The 19,486-nt window shown below is 34.0% G+C and carries 20 protein-coding genes, 1 pseudogene and 1 riboswitch; of the genes and pseudogenes, 10 read left to right on the forward strand and 11 right to left on the reverse strand.

Annotated features, from left to right (window positions below; translation table 11 throughout):
- Positions 1–12 precede the first annotated feature (12 nt).
- The gene (namA, locus tag EG358_RS15405; protein WP_076560645.1) at positions 13–1,065 is read right to left on the reverse strand and encodes an NADPH dehydrogenase NamA; all 1,053 of its coding nucleotides are present in this window, start codon (positions 1,063–1,065) and stop codon (positions 13–15) included.
- Positions 1,066–1,173: 108 nt separating this feature from the next.
- On the opposite strand from namA, the gene cdd reads away from it, so the two are divergent.
- The 3 genes from cdd to EG358_RS15420 all read left to right on the forward strand — a co-directional run bounded on the left by cdd (position 1,174) and on the right by EG358_RS15420 (position 4,838).
- Entirely contained in the window at positions 1,174–1,656 is a 483-nt protein-coding gene (cdd, locus tag EG358_RS15410; RefSeq protein ID WP_076560643.1) for a cytidine deaminase, read from the forward strand.
- A gap of 68 nt (positions 1,657–1,724) precedes the next feature.
- Positions 1,725–1,902: riboswitch (cobalamin riboswitch) on the forward strand.
- Positions 1,903–1,937: 35 nt separating this feature from the next.
- A complete protein-coding gene (locus EG358_RS15415; RefSeq protein ID WP_076560641.1) occupies positions 1,938–3,776 on the forward strand; it encodes a TonB-dependent receptor plug domain-containing protein in 1,839 nt (612 codons plus the stop codon).
- 12 nt (positions 3,777–3,788) lie between these two features.
- Positions 3,789–4,838, forward strand: a complete 1,050-nt coding sequence (locus EG358_RS15420) for a DUF5074 domain-containing protein (protein ID WP_076560639.1) — start codon at positions 3,789–3,791, stop codon at positions 4,836–4,838.
- Between the two features lie 107 nt (positions 4,839–4,945).
- Here the strand turns inward: EG358_RS15420 and EG358_RS15425 are convergent, their stop codons facing one another.
- The 8 genes and pseudogenes from EG358_RS15425 to gldB form a co-directional block, all read right to left on the reverse strand.
- On the reverse strand, positions 4,946–6,367 hold the full coding sequence (locus EG358_RS15425) for a CCA tRNA nucleotidyltransferase (protein ID WP_076560637.1): 1,422 nt from the start codon (positions 6,365–6,367) through the stop codon (positions 4,946–4,948).
- A 173-nt stretch (positions 6,368–6,540) separates the two neighbouring features.
- Positions 6,541–7,089: an L-threonylcarbamoyladenylate synthase gene (locus EG358_RS15430; RefSeq protein ID WP_076560635.1), complete on the reverse strand. Its 549-nt coding sequence runs from the start codon at positions 7,087–7,089 to the stop codon at positions 6,541–6,543.
- Between the two features lie 64 nt (positions 7,090–7,153).
- A pseudogene (gene tnpA / locus EG358_RS19965) lies at positions 7,154–7,577 on the reverse strand (IS200/IS605 family transposase).
- A gap of 134 nt (positions 7,578–7,711) precedes the next feature.
- Positions 7,712–8,215, reverse strand: coding sequence for a DinB family protein (locus EG358_RS15440; protein WP_076560633.1), 504 nt, complete (start codon positions 8,213–8,215; stop codon positions 7,712–7,714).
- Positions 8,216–8,293: 78 nt separating this feature from the next.
- Entirely contained in the window at positions 8,294–8,743 is a 450-nt protein-coding gene (locus EG358_RS15445; protein ID WP_076560631.1) for a GNAT family N-acetyltransferase, read from the reverse strand.
- A 61-nt stretch (positions 8,744–8,804) separates the two neighbouring features.
- Positions 8,805–9,944, reverse strand: coding sequence for a cystathionine gamma-synthase (locus EG358_RS15450; protein ID WP_076560629.1), 1,140 nt, complete (start codon positions 9,942–9,944; stop codon positions 8,805–8,807).
- Between the two features lie 98 nt (positions 9,945–10,042).
- Positions 10,043–10,369, reverse strand: coding sequence for a gliding motility protein GldC (gldC, locus tag EG358_RS15455; RefSeq protein ID WP_076560627.1), 327 nt, complete (start codon positions 10,367–10,369; stop codon positions 10,043–10,045).
- Positions 10,370–10,479: 110 nt separating this feature from the next.
- A complete protein-coding gene (gene gldB / locus EG358_RS15460; protein WP_076560921.1) occupies positions 10,480–11,466 on the reverse strand; it encodes a gliding motility lipoprotein GldB in 987 nt (328 codons plus the stop codon).
- Positions 11,467–11,586: 120 nt separating this feature from the next.
- Here gldB and EG358_RS15465 point away from each other — a divergent pair, with 120 nt between their 5' ends.
- The 5 genes from EG358_RS15465 (at position 11,587) to EG358_RS15485 (ending at position 14,507) form a co-directional block, all read left to right on the forward strand.
- Positions 11,587–12,123: a GNAT family N-acetyltransferase gene (locus EG358_RS15465; RefSeq protein ID WP_228421361.1), complete on the forward strand. Its 537-nt coding sequence runs from the start codon at positions 11,587–11,589 to the stop codon at positions 12,121–12,123.
- 9 nt (positions 12,124–12,132) lie between these two features.
- Positions 12,133–12,924 carry an NAD(+) synthase gene (gene nadE, locus EG358_RS15470; RefSeq protein WP_076560624.1) on the forward strand — a complete coding sequence of 264 codons (792 nt, stop codon included), beginning with the start codon at positions 12,133–12,135 and terminating at the stop codon, positions 12,922–12,924.
- Positions 12,925–13,006: 82 nt separating this feature from the next.
- Positions 13,007–13,489, forward strand: a complete 483-nt coding sequence (locus EG358_RS15475) for a ribonuclease domain-containing protein (protein ID WP_076560622.1) — start codon at positions 13,007–13,009, stop codon at positions 13,487–13,489.
- Complete coding sequence (locus EG358_RS15480) at positions 13,476–14,087, forward strand: matrixin family metalloprotease (protein WP_076560621.1); 612 nt, start codon at positions 13,476–13,478, stop codon at positions 14,085–14,087. Before EG358_RS15475 ends, EG358_RS15480 begins: the two co-directional genes overlap by 14 nt.
- Positions 14,088–14,201: 114 nt before the next feature.
- On the forward strand, positions 14,202–14,507 hold the full coding sequence (locus EG358_RS15485; RefSeq protein ID WP_076560619.1) for a barstar family protein: 306 nt from the start codon (positions 14,202–14,204) through the stop codon (positions 14,505–14,507).
- A 115-nt stretch (positions 14,508–14,622) separates the two neighbouring features.
- Here the strand turns inward: EG358_RS15485 and pafA are convergent, their stop codons facing one another.
- Entirely contained in the window at positions 14,623–16,269 is a 1,647-nt protein-coding gene (pafA, locus tag EG358_RS15490; RefSeq protein WP_076560617.1) for an alkaline phosphatase PafA, read from the reverse strand.
- 232 nt (positions 16,270–16,501) lie between these two features.
- Between pafA and EG358_RS15495 the strand changes: the two genes are divergently transcribed.
- Together EG358_RS15495 and EG358_RS15500 are read left to right on the forward strand one after the other, a co-directional pair.
- Entirely contained in the window at positions 16,502–18,220 is a 1,719-nt protein-coding gene (locus tag EG358_RS15495) for a S41 family peptidase (protein ID WP_076560614.1), read from the forward strand.
- A gap of 115 nt (positions 18,221–18,335) precedes the next feature.
- Complete coding sequence (locus EG358_RS15500) at positions 18,336–19,049, forward strand: hypothetical protein (protein WP_076560611.1); 714 nt, start codon at positions 18,336–18,338, stop codon at positions 19,047–19,049.
- 49 nt (positions 19,050–19,098) lie between these two features.
- Here EG358_RS15500 and EG358_RS15505 read toward each other — a convergent pair whose 3' ends face one another.
- Entirely contained in the window at positions 19,099–19,473 is a 375-nt protein-coding gene (locus EG358_RS15505; protein WP_076560608.1) for a Fur family transcriptional regulator, read from the reverse strand.
- Positions 19,474–19,486: the final 13 nt, after the last annotated feature.

Raw genomic sequence — 19,486 nt, forward strand, 5'->3', positions numbered from 1 at the left:
TTGATCCTAAAATTAAGAAGAAATTTTCGCTCTAAGGTATTGATGTGGAAAAAAAGATTCTTCATTCATTTCAAATGAGCCCTGAACTGCCAAATAAGGATTTCGCAAAATCTCTCTCGCTACAAATATAAGATCGGCTTCATTATTTTGTAAAATCTCTTCTGCCTGTTCGGTTTTTGTTATCAGACCAACCGCTCCTGTTTTCACATTCGCCTGATTTTTCACAGCAGAAGAAAACGGAACCTGGTAACCGTCAAAAACTGAGATTTTTGCTCCATGAATATTTCCGCCGCTTGATACATCAACCAAATCAACATTGTGATCTTTTAAAATTTTTGCCAACTCTACACTGTCATCAATATCCCAACCGTTTTCAGCATATTCCGTTCCTGAAATTCTTACAAATAACGCTACGTATTCATTAAGCTCTTCGTTGACGGCATCTACAATTTCCAGTAAAAATCTGATTCTTTTTTCAAAGCTTCCGCCATATTCATCAGTTCTTACATTAGAAAGTGGTGATAAAAACTGATGAATCAGGTAACCGTGTGCACCGTGAATTTCAACGACATCAAAACCTGCATTTACTGCTCTTTTTGCTGCATTCTTAAAATTCTGAACCTGTTCCTTTATTTCATCAACCGTCAAAACGTGCGGAATTCTTTCTGTCGGATGATACGGAATTGCACTTGGAGCAACTGTTTCCCAGCCTTCCTGCAAAGAGATTTGTTTATTTTCCCACGTAGAACCTTTTCTTCCGGCATGTGCAATCTGAATTCCTATTTTGCTGTCTGAATTCTTATGTACAAATTCTACAATTTTCTGGAGTTCAGCAGCCTGTTCGTCATTCCAGATTCCCATGCAGTGATTGGTAATTCTGCCTTTGGATTCTACGCCACTCGCTTCCACCACAAGAAGTCCCGTTCCACCTTGAGCACGGCTTCCGTAATGTACAAAATGAAAGTCGTTGGCAACACCGTTTTCGCAAGAGTACATACACATCGGAGACATTACCCAACGGTTTTTAAGCTCTACATTTCTAAATTTTATTGGAGAATATAACATCGAATTTAATTTTTCTAAAAGTTAAAATTACAAATTTAGTATCGTAACAAAGATGTTGCCAGCTTCCTTAAAAAGGGTTACATTTACCGCCCTTTTTAAGGAAATAAAATGAAAAAAGATATAAAGATCGGTTTCGAGCATTTTACAAGCAAAAATGAACTGACAGAAATAGAAAAAAGCCTTTTTGAAAAAGCAATTCAGGCCAGAGAAAATGCGTATGCTCCCTATTCCAACTTTTTTGTAGGATGCGCAGTTTTATTGGAAAATGGTGAAATTTATACTGGAAACAACCAGGAAAACGCTGCTTTTCCTTCCGGGCTTTGTGCAGAAAGAACGGCTCTCTTTTGGATCGGAGCTAACTTTCCGGATCAAAAGATTAAAAAAATATTTATCGTGGGCGGACCAAAAGAATTTTCAGAGAAAAACCCACCAATTCCTCCATGTGGAGCTTGCCGACAAAGTATTATAGAATACGAGACAAAGCAAAACGAAAATATTGAGCTTTATTTTTCCAATTTAAATGATGAGGTGATCAAAGTAACCTCTATAAAAGATTTGCTTCCTTTTTATTTTGACGGAACATTTTTGTAAGGTTTGTCACACAAATTAATACCGCAGATTTGTGTTTAATAAAATTTAATCTTTCTTTTCAAAAAAACTATATTTGCAAAAATTTTGGTTTCCAAGAGATTGGAACTAAGAGGGAATTGGGTGAAAATCCCAAGCTGTCCCCGCAACTGTAAATCGCACTATGATTTTCTACAAAAAAACCACTGCCAAAACGGGAAGGTGTAGCAAAGCGAAAGTCAGGAGACCTGCCGAAATTTAACATTAATAATAGAATTGCTTTCGGAGGAAAGGCAGCGTATGACATGATTTTAAAAAGAGCATTAACCCTACTTTCTGTGTCTTCTTGCCTGACGATTTATTATAGTCAGGAAAAAGATATTGACACCGTATTTGTATTCGACAATCAGATGAAAAAAGTAAAACTTTTTCATTCTTTAACTACTTTATCTGCTGCAGATATTCAAAAAAACTCTTCGAATCTTTCTGAGGTTTTACGATTTCAGTCGCCTGTTTATATTAAAGAAAATGGTCGTGGAGCAGTTTCTTCACCTTCATTTCGAGGAACAACGGCTCAACAAACAGCTTTTGTATGGAACGGAATCAACATCAATTCTCAGTTTTTGGGACAAGGTGATATCAACAATATTGCCCTTTTCGGATACGATCAAATGGAAATAAAATCAGGTGGCGGAAGTGTAATTTACGGAAGCGGTGCCATTGGCGGAAGTATTCATCTGAATAACGATCTGAGTTTCAATAAAGGTTTTAATGGATTGTTTAATTCTGAAATTGCATCTTTCGGAACTTATAATAATTTTGCAAAGGCTGCTTTCAGCAATGATAAATTCAGTTTTAAAGTTTCAGGAAATTATCTGATCAGCCAAAATGATTATAAAGTTCCTGAGGAAAATTACATCAACAGAAATGGGAAATTCTACAACTCAACTTTAAATATCGGTACTTCTTATAAAATTGCAAGCAACCAAACTATTTCCTGGCAAAGTCATTTTTATGATGCAACCCAAAACTATCCTATTTTTACAGAAAACGGAAACAAGAGTAAATATGAATCGCAAACGGTAAGAAGTTTACTTTCCTGGGATATCAATAATTCTAAAATTTCAAACAGCTTAAAGGCAGCTTATACGGAAGATAATTTTCAATATTTCGGAAATTATAATGACTCTTACACAAGTGGCGGAATTAATAAAAATTATATTCTTAAAAACGACTTCAACTATTTTATTGATCCCAAATGGAATATCAATTTAATTGGAGAATTTCAGCAAAACCAGGGAGAAGGTTTGGGAACTTCAGGAATTACCGGCAAAGTAAAAAGAAATGTAGGATCTGCCGCAGGTCTATTGAGATACTTTGCAACACCTAATCTTCGGTTTGAAGCAGGAATTAAGCAAGATTTTGTTGAAGATATCAAGTCGCCTCTTCTCTACTCTTTCTCAGGAAAATGGAAAGCCAATAATTGGTACAGTCTGAATTTGAATTTCTCTAAAAACTTCAGATTCCCTTCCTTTAACGACTTGTATTGGACTCCCGGCGGAAACCAGGATCTGCAACCTGAAACATCAATTCAGACCGATATGAACCATGAGTTTAAAGTTGGAGATTTTAAGCTGACTTTGAGCCCTTATTATATGCGAATCACAGATATGATTCGTTGGCTGGATACCGGTTTGGGATACTATTCGCCATTCAACACTAACAAAGTAGAATCTTATGGTTTAGAATCACAACTTAGTTATCAAAAGTTGTTTAATGAAGATCATTCAGTAAAGCTTGTAGCGGGCTATACTTATGCGAAATCTATTAACTTGGAAACTCAGAAGCAGCTTACTTATGTTCCGCTTCATAAGTTTTCATCAAATGTAGATTATCAGTATAAATTTCTACGTGTTTACGCACAGGGAATGTTTAACGGTTTAACCTATACAACGTCTGATGAAAGCAAAAAATATGCGATCTACCCGTATTTTGTGATGAATGCAGGTCTTTCAGCAACATTTATGAAAAACTATACTTTAGGGATAAAGGTGAACAATATTACAGATACTGTCTACGAAACAATGGCGTATTATCCTTTACCTAAAAGAAATTACAGTATAAACGCAACAATAAATTTTTAAATCAATTATATTATGAAATTAAACAGACTATTACAGTTTATTTTTGGATTCGTCCTGTTATTTTCGATTTCGTGTACATCAGAATACGAAGAGACAATTCCGGAAATCACTTATCAAAACGGACTTCTTATTACCAATGAAGGTAATTTTGGGTCACCAAATGCAGATGTTACTTTTATTACAAAAGATTTAAGCTTAATGCAGAATGACATCTACAAAGCAAACAACAATAAAGAAAACCTTGGTGATGTACTTCAGACAATGATTTTAAACGGAGATAAAGCATATCTTTTGCTTAATAACTCAAACAAAATTCAGATTGTAGACCGCTATTCATTTAAAAAAGCAGGAGAAATCACAGCTCAGTTAAACAATCCTCGTTATATGGCGATTGCAAATGGAAATCTTTACGTTTCAAATGATAAATACGGCGGAGCAAAATTTGTAAATGTTTATAAATTGTCTGATAATTCTTTTGTAAAGAAAATCGATTTCGCATCTACAAGCACCGTTGAGAGAGTAGTTGAAGCAGGAGGAAATATTTTTGTGCAAAATGCTTCGTACGGTTTTGGGAATACCATCACAAAAATCAACACGACCACTAATGCAATCGAAGGAACACCGACACCGATGCCAAACGGAGATATCACCAAAACAATTACGTACAACAGCAATGTGTATGTAATTGCTCAGGGAACTGCTGATTCTTATATTTATCAGATCAACCCAGCGGGAAGTATTGTAAAAACAACCACTCTTACAGGAATTGCTAATGGTACTAACCTTCAGATTGATGGTGGTAGATTTTACTTCACTTCAAGCAATAAAGTTTATTCTATGGATATGAATGCTACGGCTGCACCTACCAATCCTATTATTACTGCGGTTGATGGTGGAGCAAACTTTACTCTTTACGGATTCAGCGTTATTGACGGAAGAATCTTCACTTCTGATGTAAAAGGATTTACTCAGCCAAGTGAAATCACCGTGTACACAACCGGAGGAACTGTTATCAGTAAGTTCACAGCAGGAATGGGAGCTACATCGGTTTATAAAAACTAATTTCTCATTTTGAAAAATAAAAATGCGGTTTCAAAAGGAAGCCGCATTTTTTGTTTATTGTGTGAAAAAGGCAACAGATAAACCGTTGCTCCAAATTTTTATTTATTTTAAACTAAAGTCAAACCCAGTTTCTGAGCTTCAGCAATCACAAATTTTCTTGCTTCTTCGCTATTATTTCCAATTTCGCCTTCCAGAATTGCTTCTTTTACTTTTTCCTTTAAAATTCCGATTTCTCTTCCGGGTTTCAAATTGAACATTACCATAATTTCCTCACCCGAAATTGGTGGCTGGAAGTTTCTTACCTGATCTTTCTCCTCAACTTCTTTTATTTTAATGGCAACATATTGGAAATTCTTTTTAAACTTCTCCTGTTTCTTAGAATTTTTAGTTGTGATATCTGCTTTACAAAGGGTAAACAAATCTTCCATATCTTCTCCGGCATCAAATAAAAGCCTTCTTAGCGCAGAATCTGAAGCGTCATCAGTAATTAATGCAATCGGACGTGACGAAAGTTTCACCATCTTCTGAACGTACTTCATATCAGCATTCAATGGTAATTTTAGTTTTTGAAAAAGCGTTTTCACCATTTTTGAGCCTAAAAATTCGTGCCCATGAAAAGTCCAGCCTGTTCCTTCCACGAATTTTTTGGTCGGAGCTTTTCCGATGTCGTGAAGCAAAGCAGCCCAACGAAGCCATAGATTATCTGTATTTTCAGAAATATTATCAACGACTTCCAAAGTATGGTAAAAATTATCTTTATGGGTTTGTCCTTCTACTTCTTCTACACCTTTCAAATCAATCAATTCAGGAATGATTAATTTCATCAAGCCCGTTTCTTCCATCAATTTCAAACCAACGGAAGGCTTTTTTGACAACATGATTTTATTAAACTCAACCATGATTCTTTCCATAGAAACAATCTTGATTCTTTCTGCTTCCTGCTTAATTGCGTTTAAAGAATTTTCTTCAATTGTAAAATTTAAGGTCGAAGCAAAACGAACCGCTCTCATCATTCTCAAAGGATCGTCAGAATATGTTTGAGCCGGTGCTAAAGGTGTTCTCAGAATTCCTTTTCCTAAATCACCAATTCCATCAAAAGGATCGATTAATTCACCGAAATTATCTTTATTTAAAGAAATTGCCATTGCATTGATGGTAAAATCTCTTCTTTTCTGGTCGTCTTCTATTGTTCCGCCTTCCACTTCGGGTTTACGGCTATTTTCGGTATAGCTTTCTTTTCTTGCGCCTACAAATTCAAGTTCAAGATCTTTGTATCGGATCATCGCTGTTCCGTAGGTTTTAAAAACCGAAACTTTCATTTTCGGATCAATTTCTTTTCCTACATTTTGAGCAAGCTCAATTCCGCTTTGTTCGGTCACAAAATCAATATCGGTAGACGCTTTTCTTTTCATTAAAAGATCACGCACAAAACCACCAACGATGTACACCGACTGATTGTTTGCCGCAGCAACTTCAGAAATAATTTTGAAAAGTTTTAAGTTTTGATTTTGATTGAGGTTGATGAACATTTTTTTAAAGATGTAAGATTTTAGATTTCAGATATTAGACTTACAATTAATTTAAAATTTCCAGTCTTTATCTAATGTAAAACCACTAAAAAATCAGATTTTCAGGTTTAAAAACTAAATTTCTGACTCCTTAATGGCTATGAAGTTTTGCAAAGATAATTAAATATAAATTTTTATTCTCTAAGAATTTTTATTCTGTTGTCACTCCAGATCTTTATCACAGAAGAGCCCGAATATTGCGAGACTTTTTCTCTGTCTTCTTCTACTGCAAAATCTACAAGATCAATAATCTCTTTTGAAATATCTGAAAACTTCAACGGGCTTTTATCTCCACTAAAATTGGCAGAAGTTGACACCAATGGCTTATTTAATTTTGTAATTAATTTTTTACAGAAATCATTTTTCACCAAACGAATTCCGATGCTTCCGTCTTCTGCAAGAAGTTCTTTGGGTAAACCTTTTGGGTTTTCGTAAACTATCGTTACAGGTTTTTCGCTCAAATCGATAATTTCCCACGCCATCTCCGGAACGTCTACCAAATCCTGCAATCTTTTTTCAGTTTCCACCAAAATGATCATCGATTTGTTTTTTTCACGTTTTTTAATCTCGAAAATCTTGTTAATGGCGTCTATATTTGTTGCGTCACAACCGATTCCCCAGATGGTGTCTGTTGGATATAAAATTGTTCCGCCGGATTTTAATATTTGTATTATGTTTTCCATATTCAGTAGGGGCGGACTTTAGTCCGCCTTCAAAATTAAGCATTCATTCGGCTTTAGCCAAAGCCTATTTAAAATTATATTTATCGATAAATTCTTGATATTCGTCTGCAAACGATTTTTTCTTATGATGTATTTCTTGATTCTTAATATAATTTCGAACTGATTCAATCATAGATTCTGACACAGAAACTGCAAAATATTCATCCTGCCAAGCAAATTTGTCTTTAGTCAATTGATTTTTATTATCCAAAAAGAAGATTCTCCTTTTATAAGTTGTATTATTTTTTCAATATTTTGATTCGAACCTAAAGAAATTAAACAATGGCAATGATCTGAATAACCATTAATCATATCTAAATAAATTCCTTTGCTAGATGCGTTTTCTTTTATATGTTTCCAAACCTTCACTCGCACTTCTGTCGAGTTTAAAAATGGAATTCGGTTATAGTAGAAAATACAAGATGAATATAAATTTTAATGAAAGGCATTTGTGTTGTTTTCACCAAAATTATAAAAATTTTAGATTTTGGCTGAAGCCAATATTGGAATTTAAAACATAAAACGGGCTAAAGCCCGTTCCTATTGATATTAATTAAGTTCTTTGATAAAGTCTTTTAAATATTTACAACTTCGGCAAATACCTTTCATCCACCACATTCAAATGATGAATATTATGTCCAACAATCAGTTTCCCGATAGTTTGTGCAGAAATTTGATTACCATTCGCAGTTCCAATATTATTCAAGACTGAAGAATTCATTGTTTCCAATAAAATCTGAGAAGATTTTCTCACCAATTGATACTCTTCCAATAAAGAATCTAAATTTCTTTCGTTTGCAAAAGAGTTTTGAGCATACAATTCTTCATCAAAACCAGGTAATTCAGATTTTTCACCTCTTGCGATAGCCAAAATTCTGTACTGGAAAATTCTTTCGGTATCTGATAAATGAAGAAGAACTTCTTTCAGCGTCCATTTTCCTTCTGCATAAGCGAATTTTGATTGTTCTTCTGTTAAAAATGAAAATAAAGAAACGGTTTTCTCGCCCGATTTCTTCAATTCTTCCAACCAGTTTTCAGATGGAATTAAATCTAAATATCTTTGAATATATTTTTGAAAATCAGTCATAATTTTTAAAATTTAACAATATAGCAGTCTAACAATGTAACAATCATTGGTAAACTGCTAAATTGATACATTGTTACATTAAATTTTATTTGTCCATTCATAGAAATTCACTTCATCGTAAATTTCGAATCCGCAACTTGGATACAGTTTGTTTCCGATGTCATTAGATTTTCCTGTTTCAAGGAGAACTCCGCAAGCATCGGTAGATTTTGCTAACCTTTTTGCTTCTTCAATCAATTCTTTAGAAAAGCCATTTCCTCTGTAGTTTTCATTTACAAAAAGATCATTCAATAGCCAATAACGCTTCATTCTTGTTGATGAAAATAAAGGAAATAACTGAACAAAACCTACTAATTTATCATCACTTTCGGCAGCAAAAATTTCGGAATCGTTACGTTCTATTCTTTCTTTTAGAAAATTTTCAGCAGCCTGAATATCAGATTCTTTATGATAAAAAACTCTGTATTGATCAAACAATTCCGCTAATTGAGATACATCCTGAACTGTAGCTTTTCTTGTATTTTTCATGTACGAAATTTAATTAAAAATAAGCATCCACTATAAAAAAGGATGCTTAAATTCATTTATTTTAAGAGAATGCTTTCTCCAAATCTGCAATCAAATCTTCTGCATCTTCAATTCCAACGCTTAAACGAACTAAATCATCAGTAATTCCCAATTCAGCACGTTTTTCAGCAGGAATTGAAGCGTGAGTCATCAAAGCAGGATGATTTGCCAAAGATTCTACTCCACCAAGAGATTCAGCCAATGTGAAAACTCTCACTTTTTCTAAGAATTTAATAGCATCTTCTTTTTTACCTGATTTGAAAGTGAAAGAAACCATTCCTCCAAAATCCTTCATCTGAGCTTTTGCCAATTCATATTGTGGGTGAGATTCCAATCCTGGGTAAATCACTTGTGCAACTGCAGGATGAGATTCTAGATATTTTGCTACTGCCATTCCGTTTTCAGAATGTCTCTGAACTCTTAAAGCCAAGGTTTTAATCCCTCTCAACACCAAATAAGAATCGTGAGGTCCTAAAATCCCTCCGCTTGCAAACTGGATGAAATGAAGTTTTTCTCCCAATTCAGCATCTTTAGCGATCAAAGCTCCTGCAATAACATCAGAGTGACCTCCTAAATATTTTGTCGCAGAATGCATCACAATATCAGCTCCCAAATCGATTGGCCTTTGAAGATAAGGTGTTGCAAAAGTGTTATCAACTGCAACCAGAATATCTTTTCCTTTTGCAATTTCTACCACCGCTTTGATATCCACCAATTTCATCAACGGGTTTGTTGGTGTTTCAACCCAGATCAATTTAGTTTTATCAGTAATGACGTCAGCAATTTTTGATACATCATCAAAATTCACGAACGTAAATTTCAACTGATATTTTTCGAAAAGTCTGGTAAACATTCTGTAGGTTCCGCCGTATAAATCGTCTACTGCAAGAACCTCATCACCAGGATTTAATAACTTTAAAACACAGTCGATGGCTGCTAAACCAGAACCGAAAGCTAAACCTCTTGCTCCGTTTTCGATGCTTGCCAAAGAGTCTTCCAAAGCCTGTCTTGTAGGATTTGCCGCTCTAGAATATTCGTATCCTGAATGTACTCCCGGACTTTTCTGTGCGAAAGTAGATGTTAAAAAAACCGGAACGTTTACAGAACCTGTTGCAGATTCGTGATGTTGTCCGCCGTGTATAACTTTTGTATTGAAATTCATTATTTTATAATTTATTAATCTGAAAATTTGAGAATTTGAAAATGTACACAGTAAGTTTAATTTTCAAATTAATTCATTATCAAATTTTCAAATTGATTTTACATTTTTATTGCTGATTTAATGGCAAATTCTTCTGCTATCTCCTCGATCCATGCTGCAACATCATCTTCTCCTGTTGCTCTCTGATACGTACTTCCCATAGAGACTAAAATCTGATGCATAAACATTTTCATCTGGTCAACCGGCATTTCTTTTGTCCAAAGATCGATTCTTAAAGCTTCTGATGCTTTTTCGTCCCAAACGGAAATCATTACAGCTTTTGTCTCTTCTTTTTCTACTCCTCCATCTTGAGCATTCCATGTCATTTTTTCAGGAATGTGGTTTTCGTCTAATTCTACATCTATCGTTATTTGAGTCTTTCTCATTTTTCTATTTTTCTAATATGTTTAATTGGTTTTTAGGTTTTAGTTGTTAGTTGTTAGAATTACATAATATTAAAAGCTATCAACCATCAACCAATCCCCATCAACACTACTTACTCTTCTAATTTCGGTTTATATCCTGCTTTATTGAAAATTTCCGTTGCATCCATTTTAAGGAAATCGGTCAATTTCGTCTCAGGGTTTTTCTTTAAATATTCTTTACAAATCTGCCATCCGATAAACACACCGACCATTGGTGAAGATTCGTTATCAATTTCTGTATAAAATTTTGAAAACGGTCCCGGATTGATAAAACGGTCAACCAAACGGTGATCGTCTCCAAAAATTAAATTATTTTCAACAAAATAATTATAAATATTGGCTTCATTGGCAACAGACCAGTCGTATTGCTTTTTATCATAATCCATTTTCAGATAATCTGGAATTTCGGGTAGAAAAGCATCCTGAAGCAGCATTATTTTTCCATTATAAACCAAAAGATCGATAAATTTCTGATGATCGGGAGAAAAAGGAACAACCTGCTCTGCAAACATTCTTGAAACTTTAGGTACGATATTATTCGGATTCATCGATTTCTGAAAATAATTTTCCAAACCTTTATAATTTGGGTTATTATTTCCCATAAAACCACTTACATCAACAAAAAGGAAATTAGTTTTCTCATCAAAAAATATAGGATCCTGAATCATCTGTAATGTTGATGAAAACAGATATACTTTCGGTGTTTTAAACTTCGGAAAATAATATTTGATGTGCGAAAACAGATCCTGAAGTTCTTTCTGAAGTTTTGTCTGATCTATTTTTGAAATTGCTTCTTTGTAAATCTTCACTTCATCAGGATTCACTCTGTTTTCAGCGAAATCGGCATCAGAAACTGTTCCCTGAAACCAAGGAAATTTAGCTTTAAACTGATCCAAAGGAACATTTACGTCGTAAAATTCTTTTGAGATATCGGTAAGTTCTACCTTTTCGGCAGGATTTTTTATTTCTACTTTCCAATCAGTTTCCTGCTCTTTTTTACAAGAGGCTAAACTTAAAACTAAAAGGCATGAAAGTGCTGCAATTCTAAAAATCTTCATTATTTTTACATGAAATTTAAGTTTACAAAAATAAGGATATAAATACAAACTTATGCTGAAAAAGGATTTTTTTGTGGCTATTAGATTTATATAAAAAATCTTTAAAACAATACCAAACCAATGATGAATATTCATATTGAAACCGAAAGACTCATTCTCCGAAATTTTGTAAAGGAGGATTACAAGCGTCTTTTTCTGCTTGACTCTGATCCGGAAGTCATGAAGTATGTCGGAATGCCCACACTTTCTGAAATTGAAGAATCTAAAGAAGTGGTAAAAATGATTATGCAGCAATATGAAGACAATGGTTTGGGAAGACTTGCTGTTATTGAAAAAGAAAGCGGACTTCTTATCGGATGGAGCGGACTAAAACTTAATACATCAGAGGTAAACGGACACCAAAATTTCTACGAACTCGGCTATCGTTTTTTACCTGAAACATGGGGAAAAGGTTACGCTAAAGAATCAGGAAAAGCTTCTTTGGATTATGGTTTTAATGATTTGAAAGCCGAAATAATTTATGCATACGCTCATTCTGAAAATCTGGCCTCAAACCACATTTTAACAAAACTCGGATTTAAAAAAACAGGTGAATTTATAGAACCAGACGGAAATTGTTTTTGGTACGAACTTAAAAAAGAAAATTTTAATTCATAAAAATATACAATGCAGACACAAAAAGTAATAGATCACATCGTACAATGGCTAAAAGATTATGCCGAAAAATCAGGAGCAAAAGGTTATGTATTGGGAGTTTCTGGCGGTGTAGATTCCGGAGTGGTTTCTACTTTGGCAGCAATGACCGGTTTGAAAACGTTGTTGATCGAAATGCCGATTCGTCAAAAAGAAGATCAGGTAAACCGTGCTTGGGAACACATGAATGATCTAAAGTCTAAATTCCCGAATGTTGAAGCAATGTCTGTCAATCTTACGCCAGCTTTTGAAGAACTATACAAAACTTTTGACGTTCACGATGACGAGTTTCCAAACGAAAAATTGGCTTTTGCCAATACAAGATCGCGTCTGAGAATGCTTACTTTATATTATTACGGGCAAATCAATGGTCTTTTAGTTTGTGGAACCGGAAACAAAGTGGAAGATTTCGGAATTGGTTTTTACACCAAATACGGTGATGGCGGCGTTGACCTCTCTCCTATTGCAGATCTTTACAAAACTGAAGTTTACGAATTGGCACGAGCTTTAAATCTTGTGAAAAATATTCAGGAAGCAATTCCTACAGACGGACTTTGGGATGCCGAAAGAACCGATGAAATGCAGATTGGTGCGACTTATCCTGAACTTGAAAAAATTCAGAAAGAATGGGGAACAAAAACTGAAGCTGATTATAGTGGTAGAGATCTGGAAGTTTTTAAAATATTCAGCAGAATGAATAAAGCGGCTCAACATAAAATTAATCCGATTCCTGTTTGTGATATTAATGAGGAATGGAGAAATTAATTAATGTAACAATTTATCAATGTAACAGTTTACCAATTAATTGTTACATTGTTACACTGATAAACTGGTAAATTGAAATCATATGAATCCTAAAATCCGCTCACTTTTTTTTGCCTGTCTCGGACTTCTTTTCGGAATGTCTGTGATGTTTGTTTATAATAATTTTATTGCAGAGAAAAAAGTTCCGACCAAAACTGAAAACATTTCAGAAGCATCAGTAAATCAATCTGACAAACAATCTATTGATGAACTTACTAATGAAAATACTGTAATTAATTATGTAAAGCAAAACCATCAACTTCCGGATTATTACATCACGAAAAATGAAGCTAAAAAGCTGGGTTGGAATCCTTCTCAGGGAAATCTTTGTGAAGTTTTGCCCGGAAAAGCAATTGGTGGAGATTATTTTGGAAACCGTGAAGGAAAGCTTCCGAAAGGTGCAAAATATTTTGAAGCTGATGTTAATTACAGCTGCGGAAGCAGAAAGAGCGATCGAATTGTTTTTACTAAAAACGGTGAAGTGTATTTAACTAAAGATCATTATAAGAGTTTTGAGAAGAAATAAATATCTATTTATAATTGTCGTGCTTTTATGGTGCTGTTCATGTAGCAAGAAAAAAGATTTAAATATACTAAACGATAAACCGGTCATTATTTTGGTTCAGCCTTTTAAAGATATGAATTCTGAGACAACAAAATTTATAGCCTTTGAAATCAAAAAAATATATCCTCACCTCAAAATTCTTGATGCTATTGATTTACCAAAAGAAAGCTATTATAAAGAAAGAAATCGATATAGAGCAGACTCCATTATTCAATATTTAAGTAAAAATACCACAAATGGATTTGTAACAATAGGTTTAACTACAAAAGACATTAGCACAACAAAAGGTGCAATTAAAGATTTTGGGATTATGGGATTAGGTTTTAAACCTGGAAGATCTTGCGTTGCGTCAAGTTTCAGGTTAACTCCCAACAATAAAAATGATCAGTTTTTCAAAGTTGCTATACATGAAATTGGACATACACAAGGCCTCAAACATTGTCCTGTAAAATCTTGCTTTATGAGAGATGCTGAAGGTAAAAATCCTACAGATGAAGAAACTGACTTTTGTAATAATTGTAAAAACTTTTTAAAAACTAAAAATTGGAAGTTTAAGTAACTTTTTATTCATTTTGAGATTACTTCGTCACTTCGTTCATCGCAATGACAAAAAACGACTTTTTAACAATCACTGAAAACTCCTACATTTGCACATTAGAAATTTAAATAAACAATGAATACAACATACATCGATTTTGTAGAAATCGGAGATTACGAAGATTTTTATACTCAACTTAAAGAAAAAGTAAAACTTCCGGAACATTTCGGGGATAATCTGGATGCACTTTCAGATGTTATTTCAGGTGAATTGGAAATGCCTTTGCATATCGAGTTTGTTAATATGAGCGTTGATCAGCTTGAACTGTTTGAAGATCTTCTGACAACGCTGGAAGATGCAGAAGAGGAAGTTGAAGATTTTACGTTCAACTATTATCTGGAGCAGTACGAAGATGAGGAAGAGGAAATTGATGAACAGTAAAAATCTGAGAAAAAATTAAAGATTTTCGGCGATGCTACGCATCGCAGAAATCCAATAAATAAAGACTCGGGCGCAACAAAGCTGCACCCGAGTCTTTATTTAAATACCCCAAATATTATTTTCCTAAAACCTCAGTAATCGGATTACCCACATTTCCGCTTGGAAACTGAATGTGTAACAAAGCCGAAACCGTTGGTGCAATATCCGTCATGTGATATTGTTTATTGCTTTCACCATGCTTAATTCCCCATCCCATAAAAATCAAAGGAATATGTGCATCGTAAGAATTCCAAACACTGTGTGTAGTTCCAGTCTTTGAATATGGAGGAAGCATAGAATCATGAGAAATCAGCTGAATATCTCCACTTCTTTGTCTGTTGATCCCGTTGATAATTCTTTGTTTTATCGGTTCAGGAATTGTCGCTTCCTGTACTTCTGTTGTAGAAACAGCATATAAAACTGTAGGATCTTTTTCCAATTCGTGAATCGCAAATTCTTTGATATCTTCAAGCTCAAGTTTATTATCAGCCATTAATTTTCTATCGAAATAAATCTGATAATTATCGACACCATTAATTAATTTATCAACTCCGAATTTAGCTTTTAGCTTCTCATTCAAGCTTTTCTCCATTCCTTCACCAAAAAATCCTGTATTGATTTTATGCTCTTTCAGGAAACCTACAGAATGTGCTCCACCGTGATCTGCAGAAACAAAAACTGTGTATTGATTCTTCCCAACTTTTCCATCCAAATATTTGAAGAATTTAGCTAAATCCTGATCTAATCTTAAATAAACATCTTCCACTTCGATAGAATTTGGTCCAAATTTATGTCCGGCATAATCTGTTGAAGCTAAATTAATCGCTAAAATATCAGTCACGTCATCGGCTCCTAAATTTTCACCTTCCACAGAAGCTTCAGCTAACTTTAGAGTCAACGTATTTCCAAAAGGTGTATAACGGATGTTATCTTTTTTAATTTTATAATCTTCAGCCAAATTACTATAAGGAAAAACAGGTGTTTTAGAACTTCCTAAAAGCCCTTCCCAAGGCGAATTGTCTGGTGCGCTTTCTGTATATTGGTTAATTGGCAATAAAGTATTCCAACCGTTTGAAACCAATTTATCCGGAAGATTTTGAGAATTAAAACTCTTCACCCATTGAGGCAAATCATTCATATACCAGGTACTCGTAATAAAGTTTCCGGTAGAATCATCAAACCAATACGCTCCATTTGGCGTGTGACCAGCCGGAAGAATTGAAGCTCTGTCTTTCAAAGAAACCCCAACTACTTTACCCTGAAAATTCGTCGCCAATCTCAACTCATCTGTAACGGTTGTAGACCAAAGGTTTTTCGGAGAATGACTTCCTACTTTTACATTGGTTGTACCAACGGGCTGCACGCTTTCATCAGTTGTACAGTATACATTTTTACCTGTTTCTTTATCTGTCCAGTCATTTCCGGCAATCCCGTGAATCGCAGGAACCGAGCCTGTATAAATAGATGTATGCCCCAAAGCCGTCACTGTAGGAACATAAGGAATATGCACATTATTTAAGGAATAACCTTTATTCAAAAGTCTTTTGAAACCTTCATTTCCATACTTGCTGTAGAATCGGTAAAGATAATCCCACCTCATTTGATCAATAACCAAACCTACCACCAGTTTGGGTCTATCAACCTGATTGTTTTTATTTTTCTGAGCATTGATTGTAATTACAGACAGCAATGCTGCTGCTGCAACTGAAATTTTCCTAAACATTGAATAATTTTTTAGTGCGACAAATTTACGGGTTTTGAAAGTTTTGGTGTGTGAAATTTTGATTAAATTTCTTGAAACACAAGTCTTATCTGATAAGATTTTTTCGCATTTTTATATTGAAAACTTAATATAAATGTAGTTTTGATACTAATAAAATAAAATTATCAATTTATTGATTTTAATTATTTTACAATTGACAAATATCTGTTATCTTTAAAAATTACTTATCACCATGAAAAAAACGTCAGTTCTTCTTATCTTTTTTTTATTTCAACAATCCGTTTTCGCTCAGAAAGATCAGTATGATGACTTCATCAAAACCTGGAATTTCATTAAATATTATCATCCGGATCTCGCAAGCGGAAAGATAAATGCTGACAGTTTATTTTTGGTCAATGTGAAAAATATCAGCGCTCAGGATGATTTTAATTCTATAACTGAGAAATTAACTTCAAAACTCAATAAAAAATTCACAGCTTCGGCTCCTGCTGAAACATCACGGGACGTTCTTTCAAAAAATCAGAATTTCGACTGGTTTCAGAAAAACCGAAAAGTAAGTTCTGAAAATAAAGATTTACTCAATACCATTTACAAACATCGATATAATTTTGAAAACCTTCCAAAAGGCAAATTGGTGAGTGATGAAAAAAAATATCCATTTCCTAAAACTGAAAATCTTCCGATAGAATATCGTTTACTGGCTTTGGCAAAAATACAGGGAATTGTAGACTACCTTTTTCCTCACAAATATATTATGGATAAAGGCTTTGAAGAGTTTTTTAAAAATAGTTTAGACGAAAATTCAAAAATAAATTCAAGGAAAGATTTTGAAATTTTAATGGCGAAATTTGCTTCAAAATTAAAGGATAGTCACGCTTTCAGTTTTTACAAACAATTGAATTATAAAAAAGATATTTTTCATGGCAATTATCTTGCGCCATTTGATTTTCAGATTGTTGATGATCATATTCTAGTTACGCATCTCATTTTTCCGGAAATCTGCTCCAAAGCTCAAATTAATATTGGAGATAAGATTACTTCAATTAACGGTAAAAGCATTCCCCAAATCATCAAAGAGAAAGGAGAATTACTATCTACCTCGAATAATGAAAAACTGGTATATGTTCTTTCAAAATATGAAAATAACCTGATCTGGCCCGACGATCTTTCACAAAAGAGTATAGAAGTAAAATCTGGCAAGAGCAACAAGAGATTTTCTACAAAAATTGATATGGTTGACATTTCCAATAAAGAAAAATACGACTTCATTGTTACTTATTTACAGGATAAAATACAGAAAAGAGAAAACCGTAAAATTGTTCATGACGATGTTGCCTACTTTAAAATCAATCATACGTACCAGTTTATTAATAAGGTATCCAATGACAAGATGGATGCGGTTATGGATAGTATTTTAGTTGATGCTTCAAAGAAAAAAGCGATTGTTTTTGATATGAGAGCTTACCCTGATTGGGGTGGTTTTGTGAATTATTATATCTACAAATATTTCTCTCCTGTCGAAAATTATTTTTATAAATATTATGCTCCAAATCTTAAAAACATAGGCACGTTTTTTTATTTGGAAGATCGAGCTCATTATTTTCCAGAGATTAAAGACAAAAAAACATATCAATATCAGGGGAAAGTATTTATTCTTGTAAACCCCGAATCTCAAAGCGCAAGCGAATGGTATACCATGAGTCTTCAGAATATTTTCCCGCAATCCTTAACGATTGGCCAGCAAAGTGCCGGTGCAGACGGAGACCTCGTTAAAGTAAATTTACCCGGTGATTATCTTCTGGAATTTACAGGAAACGGAATTTTTTATCCTGATAATTCTCAAACCCAACAAACCGGAATCAGAATCAATGAATTGATTAAATATAAAGATCAGGACTTCTTAGATAAAAAAGATTTGGAATTTGAGAGGGTTTTAAAAGAGTTAAAATAATAACTGTTGTGTTTCATATCTACAATTTAACATAATTTTAAAATTTCTTCATCTTCTTTAGCATCAATTTTGCTACCACAGAAAGGCAGAATTACGCCTCTCAACCTATTGAATTATGAAGAAAATGCTTTTTACGAGTGCTTTGGCAGTGCTTACTTTATGGTCTTGTAATAAGAAAAACGAAGATCCGGCTGTTTCTAAGGAAACAGTAAATGCAAATACAGCTGAGCATGACTATTCATCAGAAGCGATTTCAGACACAGGGTACAACATCAGCAAAATCCCTGTTACCGATAAATTCAATGGAGTTTTTCCTTATTTTAAACTTCCTGAAGGATATACTTTCACCGACCCAAATTCTTATCAGGGAAACGGACAAACCAAAGATTTTGATAAAGAATATTTCTACGATCACGGCTCATATACGGTAATGGAAGGCAAAACTTACAAAGCCGAGATCAGAATTTCAACAGAATTTAAAGACAAGAAATTTTCTCCGCTTGAAATTCAGAAAAGTTTTGACGAGCTGATTAAAAATCTTGGTGGCGTAAAAATAAATACAGGCGAACCTTTACGTGACGGCGAAGAAGAACGTATAAAAAAGACAGATCCTGAAGCTTACAATTTGGGCTACATGCATTCTTGTAATAACTGGAAGAACGTAAACACCTACATTATACGAACTGCTGAGAAAACTGTTTTTGTACAATATAATCTTGGGAAAGAACAAACCAGCATCACCATTTTGGAAGCTAAACCTTTTGAAAATAAAATGTCGATTGTAGGCGAGAAACCAAAAGTAGATTCTGGAGACTCAAAGAAAAAATAACTCTGTAAAATAATTTATAAAGAACCTCTGTAAATTTTGCAGAGGTTTTTTATGCACAATCCTTACAAATTCCGGTTAAAATACAGTTTACACTTTCAACTAAATAGCCTTTTTCTAACGTAAACTGAACTTCATTTGGCAGACATTCTATCGTTTCGCATTTTGTGCATCGAAAATGAAAATGATGATCTGCCATTTTTTTTTCGTCACATTTGATGCAGACCGCAAAATACTGTTTACCGTCTTCTGCAACAATTCTATGGAGAACGCCATCTTCACAGAACCGATTGAGAACACGGTAAATTGTTGCTCTGTCGATATCAATCTCAACTTTTTTCATGATAGCTTCCTGACTCATCGCTTTTCGAGAGCCTGCTAGAACATTCAAAACTGCCTCTTTTGTTGGGGTACTTCTTCTTATCATTTTATTAATGCGA

The organism is Chryseobacterium indoltheticum, assembly GCF_003815915.1.
In the GTDB taxonomy this organism is placed as follows: Bacteria; Bacteroidota; Bacteroidia; order Flavobacteriales; family Weeksellaceae; genus Chryseobacterium; species Chryseobacterium indoltheticum.

Bases quoted from the DNA above. Each gene is read 5' to 3' on its own strand.
- gldC (WP_076560627.1), bottom strand. From the start codon at position 10,369: ATGAGAAAGACTCAAATAACGATAGATGTAGAATTAGACGAAAACCAC.
- nadE (WP_076560624.1), top strand. From the start codon at position 12,133: ATGCAGACACAAAAAGTAATAGATCACATCGTACAATGGCTAAAAGAT.
- EG358_RS15505 (WP_076560608.1), bottom strand. From the start codon at position 19,473: ATGATAAGAAGAAGTACCCCAACAAAAGAGGCAGTTTTGAATGTTCTA.
- EG358_RS15450 (WP_076560629.1), bottom strand. From the start codon at position 9,944: ATGAATTTCAATACAAAAGTTATACACGGCGGACAACATCACGAATCT.
- EG358_RS15425 (WP_076560637.1), bottom strand. From the start codon at position 6,367: ATGTTCATCAACCTCAATCAAAATCAAAACTTAAAACTTTTCAAAATT.
- EG358_RS15500 (WP_076560611.1), top strand. From the start codon at position 18,336: ATGAAGAAAATGCTTTTTACGAGTGCTTTGGCAGTGCTTACTTTATGG.
- cdd (WP_076560643.1), top strand. From the start codon at position 1,174: ATGAAAAAAGATATAAAGATCGGTTTCGAGCATTTTACAAGCAAAAAT.
- EG358_RS15415 (WP_076560641.1), top strand. From the start codon at position 1,938: ATGATTTTAAAAAGAGCATTAACCCTACTTTCTGTGTCTTCTTGCCTG.
- EG358_RS15475 (WP_076560622.1), top strand. From the start codon at position 13,007: ATGAATCCTAAAATCCGCTCACTTTTTTTTGCCTGTCTCGGACTTCTT.
- pafA (WP_076560617.1), bottom strand. From the start codon at position 16,269: ATGTTTAGGAAAATTTCAGTTGCAGCAGCAGCATTGCTGTCTGTAATT.
- EG358_RS15430 (WP_076560635.1), bottom strand. From the start codon at position 7,089: ATGGAAAACATAATACAAATATTAAAATCCGGCGGAACAATTTTATAT.
- EG358_RS15465 (WP_228421361.1), top strand. From the start codon at position 11,587: ATGATGAATATTCATATTGAAACCGAAAGACTCATTCTCCGAAATTTT.
- EG358_RS15495 (WP_076560614.1), top strand. From the start codon at position 16,502: ATGAAAAAAACGTCAGTTCTTCTTATCTTTTTTTTATTTCAACAATCC.
- EG358_RS15420 (WP_076560639.1), top strand. From the start codon at position 3,789: ATGAAATTAAACAGACTATTACAGTTTATTTTTGGATTCGTCCTGTTA.
- gldB (WP_076560921.1), bottom strand. From the start codon at position 11,466: ATGAAGATTTTTAGAATTGCAGCACTTTCATGCCTTTTAGTTTTAAGT.
- EG358_RS15440 (WP_076560633.1), bottom strand. From the start codon at position 8,215: ATGACTGATTTTCAAAAATATATTCAAAGATATTTAGATTTAATTCCA.
- namA (WP_076560645.1), bottom strand. From the start codon at position 1,065: ATGTTATATTCTCCAATAAAATTTAGAAATGTAGAGCTTAAAAACCGT.
- EG358_RS15445 (WP_076560631.1), bottom strand. From the start codon at position 8,743: ATGAAAAATACAAGAAAAGCTACAGTTCAGGATGTATCTCAATTAGCG.
- EG358_RS15485 (WP_076560619.1), top strand. From the start codon at position 14,202: ATGAATACAACATACATCGATTTTGTAGAAATCGGAGATTACGAAGAT.